This window comes from Salinarimonas sp. NSM (genome assembly GCF_052380005.1).
In the GTDB taxonomy this organism is placed as follows: Bacteria; Pseudomonadota; Alphaproteobacteria; order Rhizobiales; family Beijerinckiaceae; genus Salinarimonas.
Genome location: NZ_JBQTCJ010000004.1, coordinates 53,194 through 72,370 on the forward strand (window position 1 = coordinate 53,194; position 19,177 = coordinate 72,370).

Genomic DNA, 19,177 nt, shown 5'->3' on the forward strand with positions numbered 1-19,177 from the left:
CGAGAGACCGAGGCCGGGCGCCCCGCATGGCGCCCGGCACCCGCCGCCCGAGCCGCGAGGGTAGAGGGCCATGAAGCACGGCACCTTCTTCTGGTTCTTCCTGCCCACGGCCGCCGCGATGCTCCTGTTCATCGCGTTCCCAATCGTGTCGGTGCTGGTACAGTCGGTCTACGCGCCGCACGAGCAGGTGATCCGCGAGGTCGAGAACTGCACGCTGTTCGGCTGCACCACGACGACGGTGGTGGACCAGGAGGCGACGCGCGCCATCCGCGAGGCCGAGCCGCTGGGGCGCTTCGTCGGCTCCGGCATCTATACGGACCGCAACCATCTCGCGCTGACCGAGGTCGCGGCGGCCTGGGCGGCGGCGTCCGACATGGGGCGCTTCTGGACGCAGCTCCTCAACCTGCCCTTCTACGGCGCGCTGGCCTTCACGCTCACCTACACGCTCCTCGTCACGCCGGCGTCGATCCTGCTCGGCTTCGCCATCGCGCTCGCGGTCAACGCCATCCCCCGCCCGGCGCGGGGGCCGACGATCTTCGTCTCGCTGCTGCCGATGATCGTCACCCCGCTCGTCGGCGCGCTGATCCTGTTCTGGATGGTCGACGCGCGCGGCGTGCTCGGCGCCGCGCTGCAGGCGCTCGCCGGGGACCCGAACCTCTCGGTCAAGGCCTCGACGCCGCTCATGTGGGCGATGCTGATCGTCTACGGCATCTGGTCGACCGCGCCTTTCGCCTTCGTCGTCTACTACGCCGGCCTCCAGACGGTGCCGCAGGACACGCTCGAGAGCGCCATGATCGACGGCGCCACGCGCTGGCAGCGCATCCGCTGGGTGATCGTCCCGCACCTCCTGCCGCTGACGACCTTCATGGCGCTGATCAAGATCATGGACAATTTCCGCGTCTTCGAGCCGATCGTCAGCTTCAACGCGGGCGCTCACGCGCAATCGTTGAGTTATTTCATCTACTCGGATCTCGGCGGCGAGACGCGGCTCCTGTCTTCGGCCGCCGCGACCTCCGTGCTCACGATCGCGGGCGTCGTCGTCCTGCTCTCGCCGGTACTCGTGCGCACCTGGCGCTCGTTCGGGAGGGCCGGGGCATGAGCACGCGTCTCGCCGACCGCCGGCCGGTTCCGGTCCGGATCGTCCTGATGGGCTTCCTCGCCGTCTGGCTGGTCGTCGCCGCGTTCCCGTTCCTGTGGACGCTCTGGGGGAGCTTCAAGGTCGAGGGCGACTTCTTCTCCAAGGCGGACTGGATGAACGCGCTGACCGGCCCGCTCACCCTCGCGGAAACCGGCGCGCGCATGACGCTCGACGGCTACGAGGGCGCCTGGATCCAGGAGGAGTTCTGGCGCGCGGCGCTCAACACGCTGATCGTCGTGGTCGCCGTGGTGTGCATCTCGCTCACCTTCGGCACGCTGGGCGGCTACGCGCTCAGCCGCTCGACCTACCGCTACGCCTTCTGGCTGCTGCTCGTCGCCCTCGTCTTCCGGGCGATGCCGCCGATCACGCTCGTGTCGGGCTACCTGCCGCCTTTCTTCCAGTGGAACCTGTGGGGGCATCTGCCCACCGCGATCATCGTGCTCGTCGCCATCAACCAGCCCTTCACGCTGTGGATGCTCACCGCCTTCTTCCGCAACATTCCAAAGGACCTCGACGAGAGCGCCATGGTCGACGGCTGCTCGCGCTTCCAGGCCTTCCGGCACGTGATCATCCCGGTGATGTGGCCGGGCGTGATCACCACCGGCCTGTTCTCGTTCCTGCTCGCCTACAACGACTTCGCGGTCACGGCGATGCTCCTGTCGAAGGAGAACCAGACCATGGTGCCCAAGATCGCGAGCTTCCTCGGCACGACCCAGACCAAGGGGAACGTCATGTTCGCCGTCTCCTCCGTCGTCTCGGTGACGGCGCCCCTCTTCCTGCTGGTCCTGTTCTTCCAGCGCCAGATCGTCAGCGGGCTCACCGCCGGCGCGGTGAAAGGCTGACGACCATGGCGGACATCGAGCTCAAGCACCTGTCCAAGCGCTGGGGTTCCTTCGTCGGCGTCAAGGCGCTCGACCTGCACATCGCCGACGGGGAGTTCCTGGTCCTGCTCGGTCCCTCGGGCTGCGGCAAGACGACGACGATGCGCATGATCGCCGGTCTCGAGGACGCCACCGAGGGCGACATCCTCATCGGCGGCGCACGGGTCAACGAGCTCGAGCCCAAGGACCGCGACATCGCGATGGTGTTCCAGTCCTACGGCCTCTACCCGACGATGAGCGTCTACGAGAACATCCGCTTTCCCTTGAAGGTGCGCGGCATCCCCGCCGCCGAGCATCGCGAGCGGGTGATGCGCGCGGCGAAGACCGTGGAACTCGTGGAGTTCCTCGACCGCAAGCCCGCCGCGCTCTCGGGCGGCCAGCGCCAGCGCGTGGCGCTCGCCCGCGCCATCGTGCGCAAGCCCAAGGTCTTCCTGATGGACGAGCCGTTGTCCAACCTCGACGCGAAGCTGCGCGTCTCGACGCGTGCCCAGATCAAGAACCTCCACCACGAGCTGAAGACCACGACGATCTACGTCACCCACGACCAGATCGAGGCGATGACGCTCGCAGACCGGGTCGTCGTCATGTCGAAGGGCGAGGTGCAGCAGGTCGGCACGCCGCTGGAGATCTACGACCGCCCGGCGAACACCTTCGTCGCGGGCTTCATCGGCAGCCCCGCCATGAACCTGATGGAGGGCCGGCTCGCGGGCGGCGTGTTCGAGGGCGAGCACGTGCGCATCACGGGCTTCGCCGGCGTCCCGGACGGGCCCGTGACGCTCGGCTTCCGCGCCGAGGACGCGCAGGTCGTCGAGAGCGGCGAGATCGAAGCGCCCATCTACTCGATGGAGCTCCTCGGCGACAGCTCGATGGCCACCGTCCAGGCCGGCGGCGCGCTCGTCGCGATCAAGGCCGCCAAGGACTTTTCCGCCGAGATCGGCGCGCCGATCGCCGCGCGGGTCCCCGCCTCCATCTGCCACCTCTTCGACGCCCGCACGGGCGCGCGCCTCGATCGGACCTCCGCATGAGTAACGCCGACGCCCATCTCGCCCGTTCCCGCGAGACCCTCGCCGTGATCCGGCGCATGGAGGACGCGCTCGCCGCGGGCTCCGACGACATGGGGGCGCATTTCCACGAAGCCTTCCTGTGGCGCGGCAACCAGGGCTGCGGTACGAAGCGCGGCGTCGCGGAGTTCCGCCGCAACTGGCAGCTTCCCCTGCGTGCCGCGTTCTCCGAGCGGACCTACGTGACGGAGAGGTTCATCGCAGACGGCGACTGGGCAGCCTGCTTCGGCCGGATCGAGGCGACGCATTCGGGCCCGTTCATGGGCATACCGCCCACCGGCACGCGGGTCCGCATCCCCTACATGGACTTCTGGCGTGTCGAGGACGGGCGCATCGCCGACAACCCGGTCTTCGTCGACTTCGCAGCCGTCCTCGCCCAGCTCGGCCGCGACGTCTTCTCCGGCGAGGGCTGGGAGGCCTACGACCGCGGCGAGCGAACCCCGCCCGCCCCCTGACACCCGCGCCCGACACGCTTCCTCGGCGAAGGAGAACAAGAAATGGCCATCACCCATCTCAAGTCCGGCAAGCCGGCGGACGAGCGCGCCGAGGATGATGCGAGGGTCCGCGCCTCCGTCGAGGAGATCCTCGCCGACATCGAGGCGCGCGGGGACGCGGCCGTGCGCGCGCTCGCCGAGAAGTTCGACGGCTACGCGCCCGAGAGCTTCCGCCTGACGCCCTCTCAGATCGAGGCGGCGATGCAGAAGGTATCCGCCCGCGACATGGAGGACATCCGGTTCGCGCAGGCGCAGATCCGGCGCTTCGCGGAGGCCCAGCGCGCCAGCATGACCGACGTCGAGATCGAGACGCTGCCCGGCGTGATCCTCGGCCATCGCAACATTCCGGTCCAGTCGGTCGGCTGCTACGTGCCCGGCGGCAAGTTCCCGATGGTCGCCTCCGCCCACATGTCGGTGCTCACCGCGCAGGTCGCGGGCGTGCCGCGCATCGTGGCCTCGGCGCCACCGGTGAAGGGCGAGCCGCATCCGGCGATCGTGGCCGCCATGCATCTTGGCGGCGCGCACGAGATCTACGTGCTCGGCGGCATCCAGGCGGTGGGCGCCATGGCGCTCGGGACGCAGACGATCGAGCCCGTCCACATGCTGGTGGGTCCCGGCAACGCCTACGTGGCGGAGGCCAAGCGCCAGCTGTTCGGGCGCGTTGGCATCGACCTCTTCGCCGGCCCCACCGAGACGATGGTGATCGCCGACGACACCGTCGACGCCGAGATCTGCGCCACCGACCTGCTGGGCCAGGCGGAGCACGGCTACAACTCGCCGGCCTGCCTGATCACCAATTCCCGCACGCTCGCCGAGGCGACGATGGCCGAGATCGAGCGGCTGCTCGCGATCCTCCCCACCGCCGAGACCGCGCGGATCAGCTGGCGGGACTACGGCGACGTGATCCTCTGCGACACCTACGAGGAGATGCTCGCGGTCGCCGACGAGATGGCCTACGAGCACGTCCAGGTGATGACCGACCGGGACGACTGGTTCCTCGACAACATGCGGGCCTACGGCGCGCTCTTCCTCGGCCCGCGCACCAACGTCGCCAACGGCGACAAGGTGATCGGCACGAACCACACGCTGCCCACCCGAAAGGCCGGGCGCTACACCGGCGGGCTGTGGGTCGGCAAGTTCCTCAAGACGCACTCCTACCAGAGGATCCTCACCGACGAGGCGGCGGCGACGATCGGCGCCTACGGCAGCCGGCTGTGCATGCTGGAAGGCTTCGTCGGCCACGCCGAGCAGTGCAACGTGCGTGTGCGCCGCTACGGCCGGCGGAACGTCGCCTACGGGGCGGCCGCGGAATGATTCTTCCCCGCACCCCTTCCTTCCGCCTCGACGGCCGCCGCGCCCTCGTCGCGGGCGCCTCGTCCGGCATCGGGCTCGGCGCCGCCGCGGCGCTGGCGCAGGCGGGCGCGGAGGTCTGGCTCGCCGGGCGGCGCGAGGCCGCGCTCGTTCCCGTGCGCGGCGCCATCCGCGCCGAGGGCGGGCGTGCCGAGATGCTGCCCCTCGACGTCACCGACATACACGCGACGGCGCATGCCGTGGCGGCGCACGGCCCCTTCGACGTCCTCGTCAACTCCGCCGGCCTCGCCCGCCACGCGCCGGCGCTCGACACGACCCCGGAGGACTACGACGCCGTGATGGCCGCGAACCTGCGCGGCGCCTACTTCCTCGCCCGCGAGGTCGCCCGCGGCCTGATCGCGGCGGGGCGTCCGGGGAGCCTCGTCACCATCTCCTCGCAGATGGGGCACGTCGGCGGGCCGGACCGGGCGGTCTATTGCGCGAGCAAGCACGCGGTCGAGGGCATGACCAAGGCGATGGCGCTCGAATGGGCGCCGCACGGCATCCGCGTCAACACGATCTGCCCGACCTTCATCCGCACACCGCTCGCCGAGCAGACGCTCGCGAACCCCGAGCGCCGCGCCTGGCTCCTCTCGAAGATCAAGCTCGGCCGCGTGGGCGAGGTCGAGGACGTCATGGGCGCGATCGTTTTCCTCGCCAGCGGCGCGAGCGCGCTCGTCACCGGCACGCACCTCCTCGTCGACGGCGGGTGGACCGCGGAATGAGCGAGCGCGACACCATCGCCGAGCCCGCCGCCGCCGCGACCGTCACCGCGATGGACGTCGCCCGGCGCGCGGGCGTCAGCCAGTCCGCCGTGAGCCGCGTGTTCACGCCGGGCGCCTCCGCCTCGAAGAGCACGATCGCCAAGGTCCGCGCCGCGGCGGAGGAGCTGGGATACCGCCCCAACCGGCTGGCGCGGGCCATGATCACCGGGCGCACGCGCATCATCGGCCTCGTCGTGGCCTATCTCGACAACCAGTTCTATCCGCTGGCGCTGGAGCGCCTGTCCCGCGCCTTGCAGGAGCGCGGCTACCACATCCTCATCTTCATGGCCGAGAATTCCACCGAGAAGGTGGCGGAGGTGGTGCAGGAGCTGATCGACTACCGCGTCGACGGCATCGTCACGGCCTCCGTGGCCATGTCGAACGACCTCACCGCGCGCCTGCTGGCACTCGGCATCCCCGTCGTCATGTTCAACCGTGGCCAGGACGACCCGCGGCTGGCGGAGGTGACGTCGGACAACGTCGCCGGGGGACGGCGGGCGACGGAATTCCTCATCGCCGGCGGGCACCGGCGCATCGCCCACATCACTGGCTGGCAGGGGTCCTCGACGGGCCGCGACCGCGCCGCCGGCTTCCGCGCCGCGATGGACGCGGCGGGACTCGCGCCGGTGGCGATGATCGACGGCATGTACAACCGCGACACCGCCGCCGACGTCGCGCGCGCGCTCTGCGCGGGCGCCGACCGGCCGGACGCGATCTTCGTGGGCAACGACCACATGGCCTTCGGCGTCATGGACGCGCTGCGCCACGGGCTCGGCCTGCGCATTCCGGAGGACGTCTCGATCGTCGGCTACGACGACGTGCCCATATCCGCCTGGCCGGCCTACGACCTCACCACCATCCGCCAGCCGGTGAACCGCATGGTCGCGGCCACCGTCGACGCGCTCCTCGGCCAGATCGAGGAGGCCGAGACGCCCGGCAAGGTCCGCATCGACGGCCCGCTCGTCGTGCGCGGGTCCGCCCGCCTGCCAGAAGGATACGCCCCGTCATGAAGGGCTTCTCGAACCGCTGGAGCGACCTACCCGGATACATCCTCGGCGTCACGCGGGAGATCTGGGAGGAGCGCGGCGTCGCCACGCTCGAGCACACCTACGCCGCCGACATCCCCGTGCGCACGCCGATGGGCGTCGCCGTCGGCAATGCCGGCGTGATCGCCTCGACCCTGGCGACGCTCGCCGAGTTCCCCGATCGGGAGCTGCTCGGCGAGGACGTGATTTTCTCGGGCGACGAGGAGGCGGGGTTCCTCTCCTCGCACCGGATCATCTCGACGGGGACGCATGCCAACGACGGCTGGTTCGGCCCCGCCACCGGTCGGCGCTTCCAGGTGCGCGTCATCGCCGACTGCGCCGCGAAGGCGCACGTGATCTACGACGAGTGGCTGGTGCGCGACAACGGCGGCCTCGTGCGCCAGCTCGGCGGCGACCCGCGCATCTTCGCCCGCGACCTGATCGCCCGCGAGGGCGGGCCCGAGCGCGCCCGCCGGCCCTTCACGCCCGCGGTCGACATCGCCGGCGCGTATGTCGGCCGCGGCAACGAGAACGAATGGGGCGTGCGCTACGCCCAGTCGCTCGAGCGCCTCATGCAGGCGGACTTCGCCCACGTGCTCGCGGCCTGGGACCGCGCCGCGATCGGCGAATACGCGGGTGCGCGGACCCGCGTCGGCGCGCGCGCCATCGCCGACTTCTGGCTGTCGCTGCGCGCCGCCTTCCCCTCCGCCACGTTCACGATCCACCACCGTATCGGCATGGACGGCGCGATGATGCCGCCGCGCGCGGCGGTGCGCTGGTCGCTCGACGGAACGCACGACGGCTTCGGCCTGTTCGGCCCGCCCACCGGCGCGCCGGTGCACGTGATGGGCATGGCGCACGCCGAGTACGGGCCCTACGGGCCCGACGGCGTAGGATTGCGCCGCGAGTATGCGCTCTTCGACGAGATCGCGATCTGGAAGCAGATCCTCCTTCACACAGGTGACCTATGACCCCCGCGGAAATGGAAGCCCGCATCGTCCGCTACGGCGACCTGCGCCCGTGCCGGACCGCCTTCATCGACGCCCACACGCCGGGCTCGAACCAGAAGGAGAACTTCACCATCATCGGCGGCGGCGTCAGCGAGAGCGCGGACCAGCACGTCCACATCCGCGAGACGCCGGGCTTCAACATCGGCGCCGCCGGCCAGCCGCCGAAGTGCCGCAACTCGCTGCACTCCCACCGCACGGCGGAGGTGTTCTTCGTCCTCAAGGGCCGCTGGCGCTTCTTCTGGGGGCGCTGGGGGAACGCCGGCGAGGTCGTGCTCGAGGAGGGCGACATCTTCGACATCCCCACCGGCATCTTCCGCGGCTTCGAGAACATCGGCACGGACTACGGGATGATCATGGCCATCCTCGGCGGCGACGACGCCGGCGGCGGCGTGATCTGGGCGCCACAGGTGATCGAGGACGCGCGCGACCACGGGCTCGTGCTCGGCAGGAACGGCAAGCTCTACGACACCAAGAAGGGCGAGCGCCTGCCGGACGGCGTGCCGCCGATGCCGCTGCTGACGGACGAGGAGCTCGCCGCCTTCCCCGAGCTGCCGCCCTCCGCGGTGGTGCGCGACTACGTCGCCCGCTACTGGGACCTGATGGCGCTGGCCAAGGACGCGCCCGCGAAGGTCATCGGGGCCGAGGGCGTGATCCGCGACCGACCGGGCTTCGAGGTGGAGCTCCTCGCCCGCGGCTCGATCCCCGAGGAGATGCGGGCGAGTCCGCGCCACGAGGTGCTGATGGCGATGCGTGGGCACTGGCGGCTGACCTGGGACGGCGGCACGACCGTGCTCGCCCCCGGCGACACCTGCGCGCTCCCGCCGGGCCTCGCCCACGCGCTCGCCCCCGCGATGACCGGAGAGGCGAGCCTCTACCGCGTGCGCGCCACCGACGACCCGCCCGGCCCGACGCGGCGGGGGTGAGGCTCCTCGTTACGGAGGACCGCATGGGATGGATCGCACCCATTCCATGCAGAGCGTGACGTTCTCCCCTCCCCCTCGTGGGGAGGGGCCGGGGGTGGGGGGCGTGCAGAACGACCGCGTCGTCGATGCAGGGCACCGGAGGCCGCGACCTCTCCGAAGCGGCCCCTCGCCGTATCCGCTTCGGCGTCGCGCCGAAGATCCACGATACGACCAGCCCTCGCCGAGAGGGTCGAGCACCAAGGACGACACGAAAGGAGGACACGCCATGACCCTCGACGTCACCCATGTCGGATCGCTGCCGCGCTCGCAGGCGGTCGTCGACCAGCTCTTCGCCCGCGAGCGGGGCGAGGCGTACGACGAGGCCGTCTTCGACGCGACCATGCGCGCCGCCGTCTCCGAGACCGTGCGCCGCCAGGTCGAGGCCGGGGTGACGATCGTCTCCGACGGCGAGACCTCGAAGATCTCCTACGCGACCTACGTGAAGGACCGCTACGAGGGCTTCGACGGCGACAGCCCGCGCAACGCGCCCGCCGACCTCAAGCTCTTCCCCTCCTTCCTGGATCGGCTCGCGAAGTCCGGCGGCACCCCGACCTACGCGCGCCCGCAATGCGTCGCGCCGGTGCGCTCCAAGGGCCAGGGCGAGCTCCAGAAGGACATCGCCAACCTCAAGGCCGCCATGGCCGAGCACGGCGCGGCGCGCGGCTTCATGAACGCCGCCTCGCCCGGCGTGATCTCGCTCTTCCTGCAGAACGCGCACTATCCCACCCGCGAGGCCTATCTCGAGGCGCTCGCGGATGCGATGCGCGAGGAATACCGCACCATCGTCGAGGCTGGGCTCGACCTGCAGCTCGACTGCCCGGACCTCGCGCTGTCGCGCCACATGCTGTTCACGCACCTCTCGGACGAGGAGTTCCTGAAGGTCGCGGCCACCCACGTCGAGGCGCTCGAGCACGCGCTCGACGGGCTGCCGCGCGAGCGCATCCGGCTTCACATCTGCTGGGGCAACTACGAGGGTCCCCACGTCTGCGACATCGACATGGCCAAGGTCTTCCCGCTCCTGATGCGGGTGCCCGCGCGCACGGTGCTGTTCGAGACCGCCAACCCGCGCCACGGCCACGAATGGACCGTGTTCCGCGACCGCGCCGGCGAGATCCCCGACGACAAGGTGCTGGTGCCCGGCGCCGTCGACACCACGACCAACTTCGTCGAGCACCCCGATCTGGTGGCCCAGCGGCTCGCCCGCTTCGTCGACATCGTCGGGCCCGAGCGGGTGATCGCCGGCTCGGATTGCGGCTTCGGCACCTTCGCCGGCTACGGGGCGGTCGATCCCGAGATCGCCTACGCCAAGCTCGCGACGCTGGCAGAGGGGGCGCGGCGGGTCCGATGACGCCGGTCGTCCTGCTGCCCGGCCTGATGTGCGACGCACGCCTGTGGGGGCCCGTGATGGGCGCCTTCGCCGGCCGCACGGTGCTGCATGCCCCCCTCGTCGAGGCGGACACGACCGACGCGCTCGCGGCCGCGGTGCTCGCGCTCGCCCCTCCCCGCTTCGCCCTCGCCGGGCTGTCGATGGGCGGCATCGTCGCCATGGCGATCCTCGCCGCCGCGCCGGAGCGGGTCGAGCGGCTGGCGCTCCTCGATACCAACCCGCGCGCGGAGCTCGACGCCGTACGCGCCGCCCGCGCCGGGCAGATCGCCCGCGCCCAAGCGGGCGATCTCGCCGGCGTGATGCGCGACGAGATGAAGCCGAACTACCTCGCGCAGGGCCCCGGCCGCGAGGCCGTCCTCGACCTGTGCATGGACATGGCGCTCGCGCTCGGCCCCGACGTCTTCGCGCGCCAGTCCCTCGCCCTGCGCGACCGCCCCGACCGCTGCGCCACGCTGTCGGCCTACGGCGGCCCCGCCCTCGTGCTGATGGGCGAGGAGGACCGGCTGTGCCCGCGCGACCGCCACGAGCAGATGCACGCTCTGCTGGTTGGCTCGCACTTCGTCATCGTCCCCGGCGCCGGCCACCTGCCGACGCTGGAGAAACCGCTCGAGACCACGGCGGCGCTCGGCCGCTGGCTGGAGGCCTGATGGACCCCGATCTCCTCGCACTCCTGCGCGGCGCCGACACCGCCACGATCTGCAACGCCATCGAGATGGTGCAGGGGCGGCGCGGCTTCTCCGCCTTCACCCGCGGCACGATGATCTGCTCCGCCCCGGACGCGCCGCCGATCGTCGGCCATGCGGTGACCGCCCGCATCGCGGCGCGCGCGCCGAGCACGGAGCCGCCCGACGTGATCCGCGCGCGCCGCATGGCCTACTACCGCGCCATGCACGACGGCCCGAAGCCCTCCGTGGCCGTCGTCGAGGACCTCGACTTTCCGGATTGCGTCGGCGCCTATTGGGGAGAGATCAACACCACCATCCACAAGGGCTTCGGCATGGCGGGCGCGCTGACCAACGGCGTCGTGCGCGACCTCGGCGATCTGCCGGAGGGATTTCCCGTCGTCGCCGGCAGCGTCGGGCCGAGCCACGGCTTCGTGCACGTGCGCAGCCTCGGCGAGCGGGTGACGATCTTCGGCCTCGAGATCGCTCCGGGCGACCTCGTCCACGCCGACCGCCACGGCGCCCTCGTCGTCCCGCCCGACGTCGTCGCCGGCCTCGCCGACGGCATCCGCCGCCTGCGCGAGACCGAGCGCCTGGTCCTCGACCCGGCCCGGGCGGAGGGCTTCGACTTCGCCGCGTTCGAGAAGGCCTGGGCGGCGTTCGAGGCGGCGCGGACGTGAGGGGCGGCCGCCGTGCAGGCGCGCGTCACGAGGCCAGCGGCTGGATTGGCGTATCGACGAGGGCTTAGGTGGTGAGCGCGCTGGGGCTCGAACCCAGGACCTACAGATTAAAAGTTTCGCTGCCGTACTGATTGGCTTTCACCGCGCTTCACCGATTTTTGTTGATACGCATTGCGTTGGGCGGCTTTCTCAGGTAGCACATTCACCGGGAGTTACGCCGATTAACCCGGTTTTCCGGCATCGGTGCTTCCGCGGTGCTACCTGGAGAGACCCCCATGCCGGCCCAACCCGAGCGCTTGAAGCTGACGAAGACCGTCGTCGAGAAGCTGTCCCCAACCGCCAAGGAACGGGTCGTGTGGGACACCGTGCGCCCGGGTTTCGGCGTCCGGATCCAGCCGTCCGGGGCGACGTCCTTCGTCGTGATCTACCGCGCCGGGCGCGGCCGCGGCGCGCCCATGCGCAAGGTGACGATCGGCGCGGTCGGCGAGATGACGGTCGACGTCGCGCGGGACCGGGCCGAGACGATCCTCGCGCAGGCCCGCCTCGGCGAGGACCCGGTCGGCGCCCGCAAGCAGGCCAAGGTGGCCGAGCAGGCCGAGCGCGCCGCCCCCACCGTCACGGACGTGCTCGACCGCTTCGTCTCCGATCACGTGCGGGTGAACCTGAAGGACAGCACGCGCCGCGATTACGAGCGCCTCGTCGAGAAGATCCTGAAGCCCCACCTCGGCGCCCACAAGGCGCGCGAGCTGCGCCCCCAGCACGTCGGCGACATGCACCACGCGCTCCGGAAGACCCGGACGCAGGCGGACGCCGCCGTGCGCGTGCTCTCGTCGGCGATGAAGCTCGCCGAGCAGTGGGGCCTGCGCGAGCCCGGCTCGAACCCGTGCGGCATCCGGAAGTTCGGGACCCGCCGGCGCGAGCGGCTCTTCTCGGACGTCGAGGTGGCCCGGCTCCTGAACGCCACCGACGAGCTCGAGGCCGGGAAGCGGATCACCCCCTATCAGGCGCTCGCGGTGCGGCTCCTCTTCGCCACCGGGTGCCGCGCGTCGGAGATCGGCGGGCTCGAGTGGCGCTTCGTCGACTTCGACGCGGGCGTTCTGCGCTGGGAGGACACGAAGACCGGCTTCCTCGTGAAGCCAATGACGAGCGAGGCCCGCGGGCTCCTGGAGGCCGCGCCGCGCACGCGCAAGGCCCGCTTCGTCTGCACGCCCGGCGAGAAGGCCCTGCGCGTCGAGACGCTGGAGAGCGCCGTCGAGCGCGTCATGAAGCACGCCGGCGTCGAGGCCATGGAGCGTGCGACCTGCCACCTCGTGCGGCACTGGTTCTGCACGAAGATCTACAGCGATCCGACGATTCCCCTCCCTGAGCAGATGCGCATCTGCGGCCACAAGAGCGTCGCCACCGCAATGCGCTACGCCCACTCCGTCATGGAGAACGTGAACGCCTCGGCCGAGGCCAGCGCGCAGCGGCGCGCCGCCGCCCTGGCGGAGGCCCGGAAGCGGGTGAAGTCCGAGAACGTGGTCGCGATCGGGGGGGCGGGCCGATGAGCAAAGAACCGACTCCGTCGACGTTCCATGGCTACACCCGCGAGCAATGGGCCGAGATCGTGGCATCCGTCTCACAGTTCGGTCTCACACCGTCCGGCTTGGATTATCTCCGAGGCGACCTCATGCGCGCGACGATGCTCGACGTTGAAGATGGGGTGCGCGACCTGATCAAGTCGCACGAGGGATACGCCAGCGATGCGCGGAAGGCGCTTCGCGCCATCAGCGAACTCCGCTCCATAATGGACATGCGCATCAAGTGGTACAACGAAGGTATCGGCACCGTGATGCAGGATTTAGACGAGGAGTGGATAGGACCCGCCCTTGAGCGAGAGCGCGATCAACTAATCGGAATCGAACATATTTACACCAAGGAACTTGCTTTCCACATCAGGGAAATCGAAGCATACACACCAATCGCCGAGCGTGTGCGGGCAAAGAAAAAGACGTATCAGGAGCGTCTATTCGATCTCGTGGGTGTCATCTGGACGCGCCTCGGAGGAACAGTAAGTCAGCAAAAAGACTATCGCCGCTTCTTTGAGGCCGTCGTGAAGCCGATCTACACCGAGGAGCTTCGTTGGATGCACCGCTCGGCCTGGACGGAAAGCCTTTTCGCCGAGCACGCGAAAGCCTGGATGGAACGCGCGGGGATTCAGGGCACGCGCGGCCGGCGCCGAAAAGGGGGAACGTCTGAAGGCCTCTCGATCTAATCCAATTTTCAATTCCCGGATTATACGAGAGTTTCCCCTCGCTTCGAAGATTTCGCAGCGAGGGACCAATGACGAAAATCGATCCCGGCAATGATGTTGCCTTCGCAGAGAAGGTCGCGCCTGAAGTCGACCCCGCGCTCCTCTTTCCCGAGAACCGCCTCGACGAGCGCGAGGCCGCGGCCTTCCTGAAGAACAGCGTCAACACCCTCAGGAACTGGCGCGTGACCGGCAAGGGGCCGCGCTTCCTGAAGATCGGCGGATCGGTGCAATACCTGCGCACCGACCTCCTGGCCTATCTCGCCGCCTCGCTCCGCACCTCGACGTCGGACACCGGCGGCGCCAAGCGGAGGGCGCGCGCATGACCCGCCGTCGCCCCCTCCCCTCTCCCGAGATCGGCACGGCCTTCGAAGCCGGCACCACGTGCGTCTACGCCGGCACGACCCGGCTCGGGACCATCATCCCGAGAGGGCGCCGCCTGGAGTGCTTCACGGCCTCCGGCGAGTACCTGGCGAGCTTCGGCGAGAAGGAGCGCCGCGCAGCCGTCGAGGCCGTGCACAGGGCCGCGCAGCGCGAGGGAGCGCCGTCGTGAAGGACGACCTCCCCCTGTGGCGCGTCGCCGACGCGCAGGCCCGCCGCGCCGGCCTGGAGCCCGTGCCGAGCCCCGCCGTGGCCCCGGCGCCGAAGAAGGCCCGGGCCCCTCGACGGAAGCGGCCGGCGCCCGCCGTGTGGCGCGCCAGCGTCTCGGCGCTCCCGCTGTGGCGCAACCGCCCCGTCATGGCGCGGTGGACGGACGAGCTGTTGACGCTCCCGCCGGGCGACACTCGGATGGCGCGGCTCGACCGCAAGCTCGAGCGCCTCGCCGCTGATCGTCGCGCCTTGGGGCTCTCCGATGGCTGGATCATCGCCGAGCGCGCCGGCATCCGCGAGACGCTCAACGCGATCGTCCGCGAGCGCTTCGGGTTCGGGCATGGTCCCGAAGGCGGTGCCGCATGACCGTGAAGCCCGCTCCGACGCACGAACGGGTCGCCGATCCCCTCGAGGCCGCGCCGAGCATCGAAGGGCGCAAGCCCGCGCCCTGGCAGCGCACGACGAACAACGTCTCGCGCATCCGATGGCTGGTGCAGGTCGCGACCGATCCCGCGCTCTCCCGCCTCACCTATCGCGTCGCCGTCATCATCTGCGACCACGTCAACCTCGCCGAGGGCTACGCCTGGCCGAAGGTCGAGACGATCGCGGGCATGCTCGGCGTCACCCGGCAGGGCGTTCAGAAGGCCATCGGCGAGTTGAAGGACGGCGGGCATCTCGTCATCGATCCGTCGCCGGGGCGCGGCCGATCGAACCGCTACTTCCTCCGAACGAAGCTGCGCGCCGTGCCCGGCTCGACGCTCGACGCGGCGTCCCGCTCATGAGCCCCCGGCACCGCCTCCCCGCCCCGGAAAGCGCCAACACCCCGTTGGCGCTTTTCGCCCCGGAAAACGCCAACACCCCGTTGGCGCTTTTCGCCCCGGAAAACGCCAACCACACTACGGCCCTTTCGGCCTCAGAGCGGGGCGGAAAACGCCAACAGATCGGCCCGGAAAACGCCAACGGCTGGTTTCCCCTATCTAAGGGATATACCTGGGGCGCCACCGCTCGACCCGTCCCACCCGCTGATGCCGGAATCGAAGCGAGCGAGCGTGACGGCGCGCAGGGCGCCCATGCGCCCGTCAAGCGCGCTGTCGCGATCGCGCCTCGGAAGACTGACCACCACCCGAGCCGCGAGACGCCGCGCAGGCGTGCTCTCCGGGGCCTGGAGGCCCACACACGCCCGCACGGCTCCCGTCCCGCTCGACGATCGCAGGATGAGCTCCACCACCCTCCCCTGACACCCCGTGCCCCTCTCGAACCCTGCAGGGCTACCGGGACGGCGCTGCGCGCCTCGTCTACGCCGCTGGCGCGGCTTCCGCGGGGGCTCCGCCCCCACGCCCCCGGAGCCCGGATCAACCCCACCACGCCCCACTCGTGGCCCACGGTGGGGAAGCGTGGGTTCGCATCACCTCAGCCGACGCCCGTCGCACAGGTCGCCGCCGTCTCCGGGCGCGCACTACACAGGCCGAGCGGCACCGATCGCGTCATGTCACTTGCGCCGTCGCGGATGGATGATCGCGACGAGGGAGCACATCTTGCGCAAGTGCACATGCTGAAGCGTTATGCGAGGGGCGAGAAGCATAAGCACAGCGACTACCCGGAAGCGCCTCTTTTCCGCGCAGCCGGCCGCGAGGCCCTTCAGCAGGCGCCGGTGAAATTCATAATCAGTCGCGCATGTGGACTGAATGCGTTAACCTGCTTGCGTTTCAGCGCCGCGCTCGGCAGCATGGCGGCTCTCAGGAAGCACGGCGGAAGCACGAGAGGCGGAACGACGATGCATCACGACCGCACCGAACCCAAGCCGGAGGCCCGCCCGATGAGCCCCGACGAAGCACGCCGAGAGCGCCGCCGTCTGCGCGAGCGCGTCGTGATCGATCGCCGGACCCGGGCGGCTCGCCGGCTCGCCGAGCTGGAGGCGGCGTTCCTCGCCGATCTCCAGGCACCTTCGGAAGCCGATCGGGCGCTCGCCAAGCAGGCCGCTGCGCTCACCGTCGAGAGCGAGCGCCTCGCCGCCCGGATCGCCCGATCGGAGCCGGTCGACCACGAGCAAGCTGTGCGGCTCGCCAACGCCGCCACGCGGGCGCTCAACGCCCTCAACAAGCGCTCGGCGGGGCGGACGAAGCGCAAGGGGCCGATGACCGCTCGCGAGCTGATGGCGGCTCGCCAGAACGGGGGCGGGGCATGATCACGATCTCGGAAGCGATGCAGGACGCGCAGATCTTCGGGCCGGCGCTCGGCGATCCCGCGCCGTGGGCACCGTGGCGAGCGATCCTGAAGGCCGCCTTCGCCGAGCCCCTCACGGCCGACGAGCGCGCCATCTTCGACCAGGTGGCGGGCGGACGCGAGCCGCCGGCCGAGCGCGTGAGCGAACTGTGGGTGGTCGCCGGACGCCGCGGCGGCAAGTCCCGGATGGCCGCCATGGTCGCCACCCACTGCGCGGCGTTCCTCGCGCCGTCCGTCCCGCTCGCGCCCGGAGAGGAGGGCGTCGTCGTGGCGATCGGCCCGACGGTGAAGCAGGCGGGGAAGATCCTGAAGTACGCGAAGGGATTCATCGGGGCATCGACCGTGCTCGCCGCGTCCGTCGAGGGCGAGACCCGAGACGAGATCCGGCTCGAGGGCGACATCGTCCTGTCGACCCGCGCCGCTGATCAGGACACGGTGCGCGGCGACACGACCATTGCCGCGGTATTCGAGGAAGTCGCGTTCTGGGCAGGCGAGAACAGCGCCACCCCGGACGTCGAGATCTACAACGCCATCGCCCCGTCGCTCCTCACCACGGACGGGATGATCATCGGCATCTCGTCGCCCTACGCGCAGCGCGGCCTCTTGTGGGATCGCTACCGGGCGCACTTCGGGAAGCCGTCGCCCCGGGTGCTCGTCGTCATGGCGCCGACGTGGGTGCTCAACCCGCTCCTCTCCCGGGATCACCACCTCATCGCGGCTCGGTACGAGGAAGACCCGCTCGCCGCCGCGGCCGAGCACGGCGAGCGGTTCCGCACCGACGTCGAGACGTTCGTCTCCCGGCAGGCCGTCGAGGCGTGCGTGAGCGAGGGCGTCGTCGAGCGGCCCCGCGTCGGCGGGGTGCGCTACTCGGCGTTCGTCGACGCGGCCGGCGGATCGGGGAAGGACTCGTTCACGCTGGCGATCGGTCACAGCGAAGGCGGGCGGGCCGTGCTCGACGTGGTGCGGGAGCGCAAGCCGCCGTTCGCCCCGGAGGCTGTCGTCGAGGAATACGCCGAGCTGATGCGGGCGTACGGCATCTACCGGGCCGAGGCGGATCGGTGGGGCTCGGAATGGGTGCGTGAGGCGTTCGGGCGGCACCGGGTGAACGTCGAGCAGTGCGCGAAGCCGAAGAGCGAGCTTTACAAGGACCTCTTGCCGGCGCTCAACAGCCGCCTCGTCGACCTTCTCGACCATGGCCGGCTGATCTCCCAGATCGTGAGCCTCGAGCGGAGCACGGCGCGGGGCGGGCGTGAGACGATCGATCACCCGCCGAACGGTCACGACGACGTTGGGAATGCGGTCGCCGGACTCGTCGCCATGGTGAGCACGGGCCGCCGACAGGGCGTGTCCATGGTCGACTACCTGTGAGGCCCCGGCGATGAGCGGAGCCCCGCCCCCCACGACCTACCGCGACGACCTGCACATGGAGCTGCGCGTCGTCGCCCGGATCGCGGCGAAGAACGGCGCGCCGGACGCGGCGGCGTTCCTGGAGGCGATGCTCGCGCCTCACTCGACGGCGGATGCCCTGCGCTTGCGCCGCTTGGCACTGCGCGCCATCTGGCGAGCGGGGTTCTTCGGGCTCCCCCGGACCGCGGCGGCGAAGGCGATCGCAGGGGCGTGGCGGGCGTACGGCCTGCGCCGAGCGGAGCCCCGTCCCGAGATCGCAGATCACCTGGCCATGCTGGAGCGGGCGGGTCTCGCGCCGCTCTCGTGGCGGACGATCGCCGACGACCTCGACGCGGACCTCGACCGGCATCGGGTTGGCTGAACCAAACGCCCTTCGCGCCCGCGTCGACAGCCGGGCGGCGGTTCATACCGCCCAGCCGATGGTCAGTCCTTCTGCTCCGCGTAGACGATCAACTGCCACTCGATCGGCGTGCGGGAGGTATGCTGCCGATGGTTCTGAGGCGGGAAAGGATCGCCCTTGTTGCAAGCGACCTCATCGCCGCAATTGCGGCAACGGTAGATGCCGGAATAAGGAACTTTATGCCCGGGCTTGTGATAGCATGTGCGAAAGCCGGGCTTGACCCACCAAGCGGTCCGGACATTAAATCCGGTGCCTACCACCTAGCGCCCGCCGCCCGGCTCTATCGGATGGCGGATGCGGAAGGAGCGACGCCGTCGGGATCCTACCCCCGGCGGCGTTCTCGTTTCCCGCATGACGATTCGCAGCGTGGCACCAAATCGGGCAATCCGAAACGGCGCTGGAGCGTCGCCACCGACAATCCACGTTCTCCACATGTCCTGTGGAGAGCACAGCCGCTGCAATGATCTGCAATCCGCGTGCGCCGGCGCGCGCGGGCCGGCATCGTCGCCGGCATGACGAACACGCCCCTCGCCCCCTACGACGACGGCCCGGCCGATCCCCTGCAGGACCTCGCCGAGCTGCGGTCGCGCCTGGCAGTGCTCGACGCCGAGCGCATGCACCTGGAATTCGAGGCCATCTCCCTGGAGATCGCCGAGGAAGGGTGCGCCCGCGAGGCCGAGGCGACGACGGGGGTGCGCGTCATGCGCCGGCCCGATGCCCGGCTCGAGATCGTGCTCGCCGCCGACGAGGATCTCGGCCTCGACGATCTCGACGAGGTGGCGCTCGCCACCGAGGACGGAATCGAGATCGCGACCGAAGACGGCGCGCGCATCATCGCGGACGCGTGAGGCG

Annotated in this window: 22 protein-coding genes; all 22 read left to right on the forward strand. The window is 70.3% G+C overall.

Annotated features, from left to right (window positions below; translation table 11 throughout):
- Positions 1 to 70 precede the first annotated feature (70 nt).
- Complete coding sequence (locus ACTZWW_RS03005) at positions 71 to 1,099, forward strand: carbohydrate ABC transporter permease (protein ID WP_444779453.1); 1,029 nt, start codon at positions 71 to 73, stop codon at positions 1,097 to 1,099.
- Positions 1,096 to 1,980: a carbohydrate ABC transporter permease gene (locus ACTZWW_RS03010; RefSeq protein ID WP_444779454.1), complete on the forward strand. Its 885-nt coding sequence runs from the start codon at positions 1,096 to 1,098 to the stop codon at positions 1,978 to 1,980. Before ACTZWW_RS03005 ends, ACTZWW_RS03010 begins: the two co-directional genes overlap by 4 nt.
- A gap of 5 nt (positions 1,981 to 1,985) precedes the next feature.
- Entirely contained in the window at positions 1,986 to 3,044 is a 1,059-nt protein-coding gene (locus ACTZWW_RS03015; protein WP_444779455.1) for an ABC transporter ATP-binding protein, read from the forward strand.
- Entirely contained in the window at positions 3,041 to 3,535 is a 495-nt protein-coding gene (locus ACTZWW_RS03020) for an ester cyclase (RefSeq protein ID WP_444779456.1), read from the forward strand. Before ACTZWW_RS03015 ends, ACTZWW_RS03020 begins: the two co-directional genes overlap by 4 nt.
- 42 nt (positions 3,536 to 3,577) lie before the next feature.
- Complete coding sequence (hisD, locus tag ACTZWW_RS03025; protein ID WP_444779457.1) at positions 3,578 to 4,888, forward strand: histidinol dehydrogenase; 1,311 nt, start codon at positions 3,578 to 3,580, stop codon at positions 4,886 to 4,888.
- Positions 4,885 to 5,649: an SDR family NAD(P)-dependent oxidoreductase gene (locus ACTZWW_RS03030; protein WP_444779458.1), complete on the forward strand. Its 765-nt coding sequence runs from the start codon at positions 4,885 to 4,887 to the stop codon at positions 5,647 to 5,649. The genes hisD and ACTZWW_RS03030 overlap by 4 nt, the downstream gene beginning before the upstream one ends.
- A complete protein-coding gene (locus ACTZWW_RS03035) occupies positions 5,646 to 6,698 on the forward strand; it encodes a LacI family DNA-binding transcriptional regulator (RefSeq protein WP_444779459.1) in 1,053 nt (350 codons plus the stop codon). The genes ACTZWW_RS03030 and ACTZWW_RS03035 overlap by 4 nt, the downstream gene beginning before the upstream one ends.
- Positions 6,695 to 7,684, forward strand: coding sequence for an ester cyclase (locus ACTZWW_RS03040; protein WP_444779460.1), 990 nt, complete (start codon positions 6,695 to 6,697; stop codon positions 7,682 to 7,684). The genes ACTZWW_RS03035 and ACTZWW_RS03040 overlap by 4 nt, the downstream gene beginning before the upstream one ends.
- An 11-nt stretch (positions 7,685 to 7,695) precedes the next feature.
- A complete protein-coding gene (locus tag ACTZWW_RS03045; RefSeq protein ID WP_444779461.1) occupies positions 7,696 to 8,646 on the forward strand; it encodes a cupin domain-containing protein in 951 nt (316 codons plus the stop codon).
- A 265-nt stretch (positions 8,647 to 8,911) separates the two neighbouring features.
- A complete protein-coding gene (locus tag ACTZWW_RS03050; RefSeq protein ID WP_444779462.1) occupies positions 8,912 to 10,033 on the forward strand; it encodes a cobalamin-independent methionine synthase II family protein in 1,122 nt (373 codons plus the stop codon).
- On the forward strand, positions 10,030 to 10,719 hold the full coding sequence (locus ACTZWW_RS03055; protein ID WP_444779463.1) for an alpha/beta fold hydrolase: 690 nt from the start codon (positions 10,030 to 10,032) through the stop codon (positions 10,717 to 10,719). Before ACTZWW_RS03050 ends, ACTZWW_RS03055 begins: the two co-directional genes overlap by 4 nt.
- Positions 10,719 to 11,414, forward strand: coding sequence for an RraA family protein (locus ACTZWW_RS03060; protein ID WP_444779464.1), 696 nt, complete (start codon positions 10,719 to 10,721; stop codon positions 11,412 to 11,414). The genes ACTZWW_RS03055 and ACTZWW_RS03060 overlap by 1 nt, the downstream gene beginning before the upstream one ends.
- Before the next feature lie 275 nt (positions 11,415 to 11,689).
- On the forward strand, positions 11,690 to 12,961 hold the full coding sequence (locus ACTZWW_RS03065; protein WP_444779465.1) for a tyrosine-type recombinase/integrase: 1,272 nt from the start codon (positions 11,690 to 11,692) through the stop codon (positions 12,959 to 12,961).
- Positions 12,958 to 13,668 (forward strand): hypothetical protein, encoded by a 711-nt coding sequence (locus ACTZWW_RS03070; RefSeq protein WP_444779466.1) that lies wholly within the window; start codon positions 12,958 to 12,960, stop codon positions 13,666 to 13,668. The genes ACTZWW_RS03065 and ACTZWW_RS03070 overlap by 4 nt, the downstream gene beginning before the upstream one ends.
- A gap of 68 nt (positions 13,669 to 13,736) precedes the next feature.
- Positions 13,737 to 14,030, forward strand: coding sequence for a helix-turn-helix domain-containing protein (locus tag ACTZWW_RS03075; protein WP_444779467.1), 294 nt, complete (start codon positions 13,737 to 13,739; stop codon positions 14,028 to 14,030).
- Positions 14,027 to 14,257, forward strand: a complete 231-nt coding sequence (locus ACTZWW_RS03080; protein WP_444779468.1) for a hypothetical protein — start codon at positions 14,027 to 14,029, stop codon at positions 14,255 to 14,257. Before ACTZWW_RS03075 ends, ACTZWW_RS03080 begins: the two co-directional genes overlap by 4 nt.
- On the forward strand, positions 14,254 to 14,661 hold the full coding sequence (locus tag ACTZWW_RS03085) for a hypothetical protein (RefSeq protein ID WP_444779469.1): 408 nt from the start codon (positions 14,254 to 14,256) through the stop codon (positions 14,659 to 14,661). Before ACTZWW_RS03080 ends, ACTZWW_RS03085 begins: the two co-directional genes overlap by 4 nt.
- Positions 14,658 to 15,077, forward strand: a complete 420-nt coding sequence (locus ACTZWW_RS03090; protein WP_444779470.1) for a helix-turn-helix domain-containing protein — start codon at positions 14,658 to 14,660, stop codon at positions 15,075 to 15,077. Before ACTZWW_RS03085 ends, ACTZWW_RS03090 begins: the two co-directional genes overlap by 4 nt.
- A gap of 704 nt (positions 15,078 to 15,781) precedes the next feature.
- Positions 15,782 to 16,480: a hypothetical protein gene (locus ACTZWW_RS03095; RefSeq protein WP_444779471.1), complete on the forward strand. Its 699-nt coding sequence runs from the start codon at positions 15,782 to 15,784 to the stop codon at positions 16,478 to 16,480.
- Positions 16,477 to 17,886: a hypothetical protein gene (locus ACTZWW_RS03100; protein ID WP_444779472.1), complete on the forward strand. Its 1,410-nt coding sequence runs from the start codon at positions 16,477 to 16,479 to the stop codon at positions 17,884 to 17,886. Before ACTZWW_RS03095 ends, ACTZWW_RS03100 begins: the two co-directional genes overlap by 4 nt.
- A 10-nt stretch (positions 17,887 to 17,896) precedes the next feature.
- Entirely contained in the window at positions 17,897 to 18,286 is a 390-nt protein-coding gene (locus ACTZWW_RS03105) for a hypothetical protein (RefSeq protein ID WP_444779473.1), read from the forward strand.
- 551 nt (positions 18,287 to 18,837) lie between these two features.
- Positions 18,838 to 19,173, forward strand: coding sequence for a hypothetical protein (locus tag ACTZWW_RS03110; RefSeq protein ID WP_444779474.1), 336 nt, complete (start codon positions 18,838 to 18,840; stop codon positions 19,171 to 19,173).
- The last annotated feature ends 4 nt before the right edge of the window (positions 19,174 to 19,177 follow it).